Below are 10,613 nucleotides of genomic sequence, written 5' to 3' on the forward strand. Positions count from 1 at the left end.
GACCGGCGGCAGTTCAGCACTCGCGTACGCAGTAAGGGAGAACCCCTCCGTGGACCGCCTCAGCAACACCATCCGCCCCTACGCCTGGGGTTCCACCACCGCCATCGCGGAGCTCCTCGGCGTCGAGCCGAGCGGTGAGCCGCAGGCAGAGATGTGGATGGGCGCCCACCCGGGCGCGCCCTCGCGCACCGAGCGGGGCGCGCTCAACGCGGTCATCGAGGCGGACCCGGAGCGCGAGCTCGGCCCGGAGGCGGTCGCCAAGTTCGGCCCGCGCCTGCCCTTCCTCCTCAAGATCCTCGCCGCGGGCGCCCCGCTCTCGCTCCAGGTGCACCCCGATCTCGCCCAGGCGAAGGAGGGTTACGCGGACGAGGAGAGCAGGGGCGTCCCCATGGACGCCCCGAACCGCAACTACAAGGACGCCAACCACAAGCCCGAACTGATCTGCGCCCTCACGGCGTTCGACGGCCTGTGCGGCTTCCGCGCCCCCGCCGAGACCGCCGACTTCCTGGAGGCCCTCGGCGTCGACTCCCTCAAGCCGTACGTCGACCTGCTCCGCGCCCACCCCGAGGACGCCGCCCTGCGCGAGGTCCTGACGGCCGTACTGACCGCCGATCCCGAACAGATGGCCGAGACGGTCGCCGAGGTCACGGGCGCCGCGCAGCGCCTCGGCGGCCCCTACGCCCCGTACGCCGGCATCGCCCACCACTACCCGGGCGACCCGGGCGTCATCGCCGCGATGCTCCTCAACCACGTACGACTCCAGCCCGGCGAGGCCCTGTTCCTCGGCGCCGGCGTCCCGCACGCCTACCTCGACGGCCTCGGCGTCGAGATCATGGCCAACTCCGACAACGTCCTGCGCTGCGGACTGACCCCCAAGCACGTCGACGTACCCGAACTCCTGCGCGTCGTCCGCTTCGAGGCGACCGACCCCGGCGTCCTGCGCCCCGAGGCGTCACCCGCCGACGAAGAGGTCTACGAAACCCCGATCGACGAATTCCGCCTCTCCCGCTTCGCGCTGCCCGAGGGCACGGCCCCGCACGACCTCACCGTCGGCACCCCGCAGATCCTGCTCTGCACCGCGGGTTCGGTCCGCGCGGGCGAACTGCCCCTGACGCCCGGACAGTCCGTGTTCGTCCCCGCGGGAGAAAAGGTCGAAGTGTCGGGAGTGGGCACGGTTTTCCGGGCCACTGTGGTGGCCTGACGCAACAGCACCCTCTCGTGCTGCAACAATGACCCACCGCAAAGGACGGGCAAAGCAGCCGGGCAGGGCACCGGAGCAGCGCCCGTCGGCGATGGCAGAGCACACACGAAGGCGAAGGGATTCCCGGCACTTATGAGCGCGTCAGGCGGAACAAAGGCGATTGTCGCGGCACTCGCCGCGAACCTCGCGATCGCGGTGGCGAAATTCGTCGCGTTCATCTTCAGTGGCTCCTCGTCGATGCTCGCCGAGAGCGTCCACTCGCTCGCCGACTCCGGCAACCAGGGGCTGCTGCTCGTCGGCGGCAAGAAGGCCCAGCGCGAGGCGACCCCGCAACACCCCTTCGGCTACGGCCGAGAGCGCTACATCTACGCCTTCCTCGTCTCGATCGTCCTCTTCTCGGTCGGCGGCATGTTCGCGATCTACGAGGGCTACGAGAAGATCAAGCACCCGCACGACATCGAGCACTGGTACTGGCCGGTCGGCGTCCTGGTCTTCGCGATCATCGCCGAGACCTTCTCCTTCCGGACCGCCATCAAGGAGTCCAACCAGCTGCGCGGCAAGCTCACCTGGACGCAGTTCGTGCGCCGCGCGAAGGCCCCCGAGCTGCCGGTCGTCCTCCTGGAGGACCTCGGCGCGCTGGTCGGCCTGATCCTCGCCCTCTGCGGCGTCGGCTTGGCCCTCGCCACCGGAGAGGGCGTCTGGGACGGCATCGGCACGCTCTGCATCGGCATCCTGCTCATCGCCATCGCGATCATCCTCGCGGCGGAGACCAAGTCCCTGCTGCTCGGCGAGGCCGCGGGCACGGAGGAGGTCGCCAAGATCGAGAAGGCCCTGGTCGACGGCGACACGGTCACCAAGGTCATCCACATGCGCACGCTCCACCTCGGCCCCGAGGAACTGCTCGTCGCCGCCAAGATCGCCGTCCAGCACGACGACACCGCCACGGAGGTGGCGACCGCGATCAACGCCGCCGAGGAGCGCATCCGCGCGGCGGTCCCGATCGCCCGCGTGATCTACCTGGAACCGGACATCTACAGCGAGCCGACAGCGACCGACGGCACCAGCCCGGCGAGGACGCCTGGCGGCACCGACAGCCACTGAGTTCCCGCCCGTACGGCATATGTACGGATGCGCCCACGCAGGCCGATGGGGCCCCGCACCGAATATGGTGCGGGGCCCCATCGGCGTCCGTGCGTGGTCTCGAAGGGTTCGCGTCGTCGATGAGCGCCGGGCCGACGGACGGAACGGCATAAGCCCGCCGGCCCCACGTAGGCGTTTCCCGCGCGGACGGGTGCGTACTGGCCGTGGCCGCTGGGTGCTTACACCAGCGGGCCCGCGGACGCCGGCGGGCCAGGACGTGCTGCCGGGCTCAGCGCCGTCGAGCGCCCAGCTCTACGGGTCCGCTGCGGGCGGACGGATCTGCACGGGCCGCTGGGCGCCTACGCCAACGGGCCCACGGACGCCGGCAGGCCGGAACGTGCTGCCGGGCTCAGCGCCGTCGAGCGCCCAGCTTTACGGGTCCGCTGCGGGCGGACGGATCTGCACGGGCCGCTGGGCGCCTACGCCAACGGGCCCGCGGACGCCGCCAGGCCGGAACGCGCTGCCGGGCTCAGCGCCGTCGAGCGCCCAGCTCTACGGGTCCGCAGTGGCCACCGGGTGCCCACGCCAGCAGGTCCGCGGACGCTTGACAGGCCAGGACGTGCTCCCGGGCTTAACGCCGTCGAACGCCCGGCCTTACGGGCCCGCGAACCGCCGTACGGCACCCTGCACACCGACGGAGCCACCCGCCGCAACACCCCTCAGACGCTGGAGGCGTGGGCCTGTCGACGCCACGCGACTCCCGCCGAGGCCATGCGAGCGTCACAGACGTACGAGGGGCTCACCGACGTACGAGAAGCCCCGCGTACGCCGATCCCGCCGGCATACGAGGCCCGCCCCCAACAACGCGCCCGGAAGGAAGCTCCCCCGGCCACCCCCGCTACCGCACCTCGCGCAGCACGTCGAGGATCGCGGCGTCGTCCGGGGCCGCCTCCAGCCGCTCCCGGAAGCCCGTGTCCATCAGCTTCCGCGAGAGCAGGGCGAGAATCCGCAGGTGCTCGTCCCCGGCAGCCGCCTCCGGTACGGAGATCATGAAGATCAGCCTGGCCTTCGTCCCGTCCAGGGAACCCCACTCGATGCCCTCCGCCGAGCGTGCGAACCCGACGACCGGGGCCAGCACCGCGTCGGTCTTCGCGTGCGGGATGGCGATCTCCTCGCCGAGCCCGGTGGTGCCCTGCGCCTCGCGCCGCAGCGCGGTGCGCACCAGCTCCTCCACGTCGTCGACCTTGCCCGTGGTGGCGAGGAGCGCGGCCATCTCGCGGATCGCGGCCTCCTTGTCCCGTGCCTCCAGCCGGACCTTCACGGTCCGTCCGGTGAGGTAACCGGAGAGAACCTCGTCGGCCGCGGCCTCCGCAGCGGCAGCGGCGGCGGGACCCTCAGCCCCGGAAGCCCCGGAAGCCCCGGAAGCCCCGGAAGCCCCGGAAGCCCCGAAAGCCCCGGAAGCCGCTTCGGACGCATCCGCTCCCGGAGCGGCACCCGCTATCCCCACCGACGCCCCCGCCTGGGAAGCCGCGCCGCCCACCGCACTCCCCGAAGCCGGCCCGCCCCCCGCGAACACCGGCTCGGGGCCACCACCCGGCCCACCGGCCACACCCGCCCCACGCCCCTTGCGCCCGCCGAGGTCGATGAGCGTCACCGTGGTCAGCGCGGTGACAACCGCGCCGACGGCCACGGCCACGAAGAACATCGGTACGCCGCCAATGGCACCCAGCACCGCCACGATCGGCCCCCCGTGCGGCACCGCGTCCTCCACACCCGCCATACCGGCGACGGCTCCTGCGACCGCGCCGCCGAGCATGTTGGCCGGGATGACCTGCGCAGGCCGCGCCGCAGCGAACGGAATCGCCCCCTCCGAGATCCCGAACATCCCCATGAACAGCGAGGCCATCCCGGTCTCGCGCTCCTGTTCCGAGTAGAGCCGGCGCCGGATCAGCGTGGCGAGCCCCTGCCCGAGCGGCATCACGGGGATGGCGGCGGCGCACATGCCCATCACGGTCTGGTTGCCGGTCGCGATGAGCCCCGTACCGAAGAGGAACGCGGTCTTGTTGACCGGCCCACCCATATCGAACGCGATCATGAGCCCGAGGATCGCGCCCAGCAGGATCGCACTGGCCCCGGTCATACCGCTGAGCCAGTCGGTCAGGTGCTCGAAGACCCACGAGATCGGCTTGCCGATGACGTAGATGAAGAACAGCCCGAGCGCTGTCGTCGCGACGATCGGGATCACGATGATCGGCATGATCGGCCGGACGAATTTCGGGACCTGGACCTTCTTGATCCACACCACCAGATAACCGGCCAGGAACCCGGTCACGATGGCGCCGATGAAACCGGCCCCCGCCTTCGAGTCGTACAGCTCACCCGTGTTGGCGATCCACCCGCCGATCATGCCAGGCACCAGCGCCGGCCGGTCCCCGATGGCGTACGCGATGTATCCCGACAGGATCGGCACCATCAGCGTGAAGCCGATGACCCCGATGGCGTTGACGTGCGCCCAGAAGGTCCCCTCCGGGATCACATAGCCCTTGGACGTGGCGTCACCGCCCAGCGCCAGCGAGATGGCGATCAGCAGTCCACCCACCACCACGAACGGGATCATGTACGAGACACCGTTCATCAGCGCCTTGTACGCGACGCTCCGCTCCCGCCCGCTCCCACTCCCCGCGGCAGACGCGGCAGACCCGGCAGACGCGGCGGAACCACCACCTCCACTGCCTCCACCACCCTCCTGCACGGGCGCGCTCCGCACCCGCTCGATCAGCCGCTCCGGGTGGCTGATGCCCTCGGCCACCCCGACCGAGACCACCCGCTTACCCGCGAAGCGACTGCGGTCCACGTCCTTGTCGGCCGCGATGATGACGCCGTCGGCGTCTCTGACATCGTTGTCAGACAGTACGTTCTCGGCCCCGATGGAACCCTGCGTCTCCACCTTCATGTCGATCCCGAGGCTCTCCGCGGCCTGCGAGAGCTTCTCCGCCGCCATGTAGGTGTGGGCGATGCCGGTCGGACAAGCGGTCACCGCGAGCAGCTTCAGCCGTCGCTGTCCGCGGGTGTCCCCGCCCGTGGGAGGGTCGGCCGGACTGGTCACGTGGGTCTCCTCATGCCTTTACCGATGTACCGAACAAGATCGCGCACATGTTCCCGATCTCAAGGCATCCTGCAACACGTGAGCGCAGGATCAAAAGCGCAAACGCCCCATAACATCCGGTCTGGCGGTCTATCTACCGGTGATGCCGTGCCCGGAGGCGGGCTGGGGCTCGCTGGGCCGACCGGTGTAGCTTTGTGGGTGAGCCAGACGTCGCTGCTGATGGCGGTCGGGCGGTCCACGCACGGACCGGCCGAGGGAGAGAGGGCCTCCGACGGACTGCGCTGCGCGCGCCGGTGCACCCTTGTACCCGACGCCGCAGGTCAGCCATGCCCACCCTCGACCAACCCCACGAGGAGCAGCTCACTCATGACGACTGCCACCAACGGCCAGGACTTCAAGGTCGCCGACCTCTCCCTCGCCGCGTTCGGCCGCAAGGAGATCACCCTCGCCGAGCACGAGATGCCCGGCCTGATGGCGATCCGCAAGGAGTACGCCGCCACCCAGCCGCTCGCCGGCGCCCGCGTCACCGGTTCCCTGCACATGACCGTGCAGACCGCCGTGCTCATCGAGACCCTGGTCGCCCTCGGCGCCGAGGTCCGCTGGGCCTCCTGCAACATCTTCTCCACCCAGGACCACGCCGCCGCGGCCATCGCCGTCGGCCCGAACGGCACACCGGACAACCCCCAGGGCGTCCCGGTCTTCGCCTGGAAGGGCGAGACCCTGGAGGAGTACTGGTGGTGCACGGAGCAGGCCCTGACCTGGCCGAACACCCCCACCGGCGGCCCGAACATGATCCTGGACGACGGTGGCGACGCCACGCTCCTGGTCCACAAGGGCGTCGAGTACGAGAAGGACGGCAAGGTCCCGTCCGTCGACACCGCCGAGAACGACGAGCACCGCGTCATCCTGGAGCTCCTCAACCGCACCATCACCGACGGCTCGCAGAAGTGGACCCAGCTCGCCTCGGAGATCCGCGGCGTGACCGAGGAGACCACGACCGGCGTCCACCGGCTGTACGAGATGCACCGTGACGGCACGCTGCTGTTCCCGGCGATCAACGTGAACGACGCCGTGACGAAGTCGAAGTTCGACAACAAGTACGGCTGCCGCCACTCGCTCATCGACGGCATCAACCGCGCCACGGACGTCCTCATCGGCGGCAAGACCGCCGTCGTCTGCGGCTACGGCGACGTGGGCAAGGGCTGCGCCGAGTCCCTGCGCGGCCAGGGCGCCCGCGTGATCGTCACCGAGATCGACCCGATCTGCGCGCTCCAGGCGGCGATGGACGGCTACCAGGTCACGACGCTGGACGAGGTCGTCGACAAGGCCGACATCTTCATCACCACGACCGGCAACAAGGACATCATCATGGCCTCGGACATGGCCAAGATGAAGCACCAGGCGATCGTGGGCAACATCGGCCACTTCGACAACGAGATCGACATGGCCGGCCTCGCCGCCATCCCCGGCATCGTCAAGGACGAGGTCAAGCCGCAGGTCCACACCTGGACGTTCCCCGACGGCAAGGTCCTGATCGTGCTGTCCGAGGGCCGCCTGCTCAACCTGGGCAACGCGACCGGCCACCCGTCCTTCGTGATGTCCAACTCGTTCGCGGACCAGACCCTGGCCCAGATCGAGCTGTTCACCAAGCAGGAGGAGTACCCGACCGACGTCTACGTGCTCCCCAAGCACCTGGACGAGAAGGTCGCCCGCCTCCACCTCGACTCGCTCGGCGTGAAGCTCACGACGCTCCGCCCCGAGCAGGCCGCGTACATCGGCGTCGAGGTCGAGGGCCCGTTCAAGCCCGACCACTACCGCTACTGACAGCCGACCGGCCGCCGGTCAGCCAGCACCCTCCAGCAGGCCCTCGCCCCCGCGGCGGGGGCCTGCCCCCTTTCTCACCGCAGGGGGCACCTCACCGCAGGGACGCGGCCCACGGCGGGCGGCCTCACCGCAAGCACGCGCCTCACCGCAGGACGGCGATTCCCACGGCAGGCGTGCGACTCTCACCGAAGGGAAGCGACCCACCCCGCGGAAAGCACTCCTCCCGGCGGAAGCCACTCTCCCGACGGAAGCCACTTCCCCCCCACGGAAGCCACGTCTCGCCACCTCCCTACGCAGGACCCACTTCCCCCCGCAGGAAACCGACCGACCGAGGACCAGGACCCAGCCCATGCCCCGCGGCCGATATTCGCTCCACGATCCGCACGATCACACCCCCCTCGGCGAAGAACACTTCCACTGCGCACCCGGCCCCTCCGGCTGGCGCTATGTCGCCCAGCGAACCGCCCCCTCCGGCTCCCCCGCAGGCTCCGTCGACCTCGCACTCGACGACCGGGGTCGCCCCATCCGCCTCGAACTGCACGCGGGCGACTGGCAGGTACGCGCCGCCGCCCTCAACGGCGTCACATGGGTCCGCACCGACCCCACCGGCGCACACGCCACCGAGGACAACGCACCCGCCCACACCTTCACCGGCACATCCCCCGCCTTCCTCGTCTCGACGGCCCGGCTGCTGCGCCTGACCCCCGCCTCCCCCGCGACCCGCGTCCGCCTGGTCGCCTTCACGGACCCGGTCCTCGCCCCCCGCACCCTCGACCAGTCCTGGGCCCTGCTGAAAAGCGAAGCACACGCCACTGACAACGGCCCGCTGATCGTGGACGAATACCAGGTCACAGCCCTGGACACCGGCGAACAGCACGCGGTCCACATCACCGGCGACGTCGTCCTCGCGGCCCCCGGCATCGAGCTGGAGCACCTCGAAACCCCGCCCTCGACCTTCACCTGACGTCTTCCGCCCGCCCCTGCGCATGCCCCGACCGGCTAAGCAGGCGGCACGAACCCCGTGGCAGGAGGCGCGCCCTCATCGCCACCACGCGGCCCCGCCGGCGGCACGGCACCGGGAGCGGGGGAGCGCGACGGGAGCGGTGCGGTCCCATCGCCGCCGTACGCAGGTCCGTGGCCAGGCACATGGCTGTAGCCGGGCCCGGGCCGGAACCCCGCACCAGGCCCCACACCCGGCTCCGCAGCGCCACCCCCGGCGGACCCACCGAAGGCCCGCCGCGCGTCCCGCGCCTGCCGCTCGTGCACCACAGCCGCCAGATACGCGGCCGGCGGCACACCCGGAGGCACCGGAGCCCCCGTACGCTCCGCCAGATCCCCGGCAAGACGCTCCGCCATCGCCCAGCCCACCTGCGGATCCAACTGCCCCATCCGCGTCAGACACTGCCGGATCGCGAGCCACAGCCCCTCGGGGACGCCGGACAGATCGAGTCCGGAGAACCGCCCCATCAGCCAGGGCGGCGGCGGAGGCACAAAAGCGGCCCGCCCCGCGGGAACGCGCTCGCGCACGACCAGGGTCCCCGCGAACACATCCCCGAGCCGCCGCCCCCGCGCCGACACGAGCGACGCGACGCACGCCACGACCCCGAAGGTCATCAGAATCTCGACGACCCCTATGGCTCCCCGCACCAACGCGTGCCGGAACCGAATGGGCCCCCCGTCGTCCCGCACCACCCGCAACCCGCAGGCCAGCTTCCCCAACGACCGCCCATGACTGAGCGTCTCCACCGCGATGGGACCACCGACCAGAATGAGTACGAAGCTCGCGACGGCCACCGCGGCGGCCGCGGCGTCGTCCAAGGAAGCCGTGGAAGCGACGATGCCGATGGTCACCCCGAGATAGACCGCCCACGCCACGACCAGGTCGATCAGCACGGCCAGCGCCCGGCTCGGCAGCTTCGCGGGACGCAGCTCCAGCGCCACCGCCTCGCCCGTCACAAGCTCACTCACGCCCACCGCCCCTTCCCTGCCCTAGGACTTGCCAGTCTGCCAAGCTGAACAGCCACGCGCCGCAGTACGAGGAGCAGCCGTCCCATGGACCTCGACGTCTTCGTGTCCGCCCACCGAGCCGAGTGGGACCGCCTGGAGGCACTGCTGCGCCGCCAACGCCGCCTCTCCGGAGCGGAGGCCGACGAACTCGTCACCCTCTACCAGCGCACCGCCACACACCTCTCCCTGATCCAGTCCAGCGCACCGGACCCACAACTCACCGGCCGCCTGACCCATCTCGTGGCACGCGCGCGTAGCGCCGTGACGGGAACACGCCGCGCCTCCTGGCGCGACGTGACCCACTTCCTGACCCGCGGCTTCCCGGCAGCGGTCTACCGCTCCCGCCACTGGTGGGTCCCCGCCGCGCTGCTCTCGACGGCCCTCGCGGCCGTCATCGGCTGGTGGATCGCCACGCATCCCGAGGTCCAGGCCTCGATCGCCGCCCCCGGTGAGCTGCGCGAGCTCACCCGCCCCGGCGGCCAGTACGAGACGTATTACTCCAGCCACCCGGCGGCGTCCTTCGCCGCCCAGGTCTGGACGAACAACGCCCAGGCCGCCGCGATGTGCCTCGTCCTCGGCGCCTTCCTGTGCTTCCCCGTCATTTGGATCCTCTTCCAGAACATGCTCAACCTCGGAGTGGGCATCGGCCTGATGTCCTCGGCCGGCCGACTCGATACCTTCCTCGGCCTGGTCCTGCCCCACGGCCTCCTTGAACTGACCGCCGTCTTCGTAGCGGCGGGCACAGGCCTGCGCCTCGGCTGGACCGTCATCGATCCCGGCCCGCGCACACGCCGCACCGCCCTGGCCGAGGAGGGCCGCGCAGCACTGGGCATGGCGATCGGCCTGGCTCTGGTCCTGTTCGTCTCGGGCGCCATCGAAGGCTTCGTCACGCCCTCGGGCCTGCCGACCTCGGCCCGCATCACCATCGGCATCGCCGCCGAGCTGGCGTTCCTCGCCTACGTCTACGTCCTGGGCGCCAGGGCGGTCCGTGCGGGTGAAACAGGAGACCTGGACCGCACCGACCGCAGCGCCTCAGCCCCCACCGCAGCGTGATGTGCATACGGCCCTGCTGAGCTGCTAGTCTCCTCTTCGCCCCGGAAAAACCGTTGACACGGAAGGACTGGGGAGGTAGATTCGAACAGTTGCCTAGAACTGGACAAGTCCAGAGGGCGGCGGTTAAAGTCGGCCTGCTTCTCGAATGACATCAATTGAGGAGCCGCCCCCGATTCAATCGGACTTTCGACCCGGTAAGCCCGGCCGAAAACTTCTGATAAAGTCGGACCAGCCGAAAGGCAAAGGCCCTCCAACGGCCACCGGAAATGAAATCCGAACCGGGAACGGAACGGAAAACGGATCTGGTAAGGTTGGAAACACGAAATACCGAAGGGAAGCGCC

7 protein-coding genes are annotated in these 10,613 nt (G+C 70.2%); 5 read left to right on the forward strand and 2 right to left on the reverse strand.

Going from position 1 to position 10,613, the window contains the following annotated elements; genetic code table 11:
• Nucleotides 1-49: 49 nt before the first annotated feature.
• Both manA and ACF062_RS35630 read left to right on the forward strand, forming a co-directional pair.
• Entirely contained in the window at nt 50-1,201 is a 1,152-nt protein-coding gene (manA, locus tag ACF062_RS35625) for a mannose-6-phosphate isomerase, class I (RefSeq protein ID WP_392143800.1), read from the forward strand.
• Nucleotides 1,202-1,333: 132 nt separating this feature from the next.
• Nucleotides 1,334-2,302 carry a cation diffusion facilitator family transporter gene (locus tag ACF062_RS35630; protein ID WP_392143802.1) on the forward strand — a complete coding sequence of 323 codons (969 nt, stop codon included), beginning with the start codon at nt 1,334-1,336 and terminating at the stop codon, nt 2,300-2,302.
• An 877-nt stretch (nt 2,303-3,179) separates the two neighbouring features.
• On the opposite strand, the gene ACF062_RS35635 is transcribed toward ACF062_RS35630, so the two are convergent.
• Nucleotides 3,180-5,387, reverse strand: coding sequence for a fructose-specific PTS transporter subunit EIIC (locus ACF062_RS35635; RefSeq protein WP_392143804.1), 2,208 nt, complete (start codon nt 5,385-5,387; stop codon nt 3,180-3,182).
• Between the two features lie 366 nt (nt 5,388-5,753).
• Between ACF062_RS35635 and ahcY the strand changes: the two genes are divergently transcribed.
• On the forward strand, nt 5,754-7,211 hold the full coding sequence (gene ahcY / locus ACF062_RS35640) for an adenosylhomocysteinase (protein ID WP_392143806.1): 1,458 nt from the start codon (nt 5,754-5,756) through the stop codon (nt 7,209-7,211).
• 349 nt (nt 7,212-7,560) lie between these two features.
• A complete protein-coding gene (locus ACF062_RS35645; protein ID WP_392143808.1) occupies nt 7,561-8,175 on the forward strand; it encodes a hypothetical protein in 615 nt (204 codons plus the stop codon).
• 35 nt (nt 8,176-8,210) lie between these two features.
• On the opposite strand, the gene ACF062_RS35650 is transcribed toward ACF062_RS35645, so the two are convergent.
• Nucleotides 8,211-9,179 carry an RDD family protein gene (locus ACF062_RS35650; protein WP_392143810.1) on the reverse strand — a complete coding sequence of 323 codons (969 nt, stop codon included), beginning with the start codon at nt 9,177-9,179 and terminating at the stop codon, nt 8,211-8,213.
• Nucleotides 9,180-9,263: 84 nt separating this feature from the next.
• Between ACF062_RS35650 and ACF062_RS35655 the strand changes: the two genes are divergently transcribed.
• The gene (locus ACF062_RS35655; RefSeq protein WP_392143812.1) at nt 9,264-10,271 is read left to right on the forward strand and encodes a stage II sporulation protein M; all 1,008 of its coding nucleotides are present in this window, start codon (nt 9,264-9,266) and stop codon (nt 10,269-10,271) included.
• Nucleotides 10,272-10,613 lie beyond the last annotated feature (342 nt).

Origin of the sequence: Streptomyces sp. NPDC015345 (assembly GCF_043078805.1) — a bacterium.
In the GTDB taxonomy this organism is placed as follows: domain Bacteria; phylum Actinomycetota; class Actinomycetes; order Streptomycetales; family Streptomycetaceae; genus Streptomyces.

Coding starts and splice junctions, on each gene's coding strand:
- ACF062_RS35630 (WP_392143802.1), top strand. CDS start 1,334: ATGAGCGCGTCAGGCGGAACAAAGGCGATTGTCGCGGCACTCGCCGCG.
- ACF062_RS35655 (WP_392143812.1), top strand. CDS start 9,264: ATGGACCTCGACGTCTTCGTGTCCGCCCACCGAGCCGAGTGGGACCGC.
- ACF062_RS35645 (WP_392143808.1), top strand. CDS start 7,561: ATGCCCCGCGGCCGATATTCGCTCCACGATCCGCACGATCACACCCCC.
- ahcY (WP_392143806.1), top strand. CDS start 5,754: ATGACGACTGCCACCAACGGCCAGGACTTCAAGGTCGCCGACCTCTCC.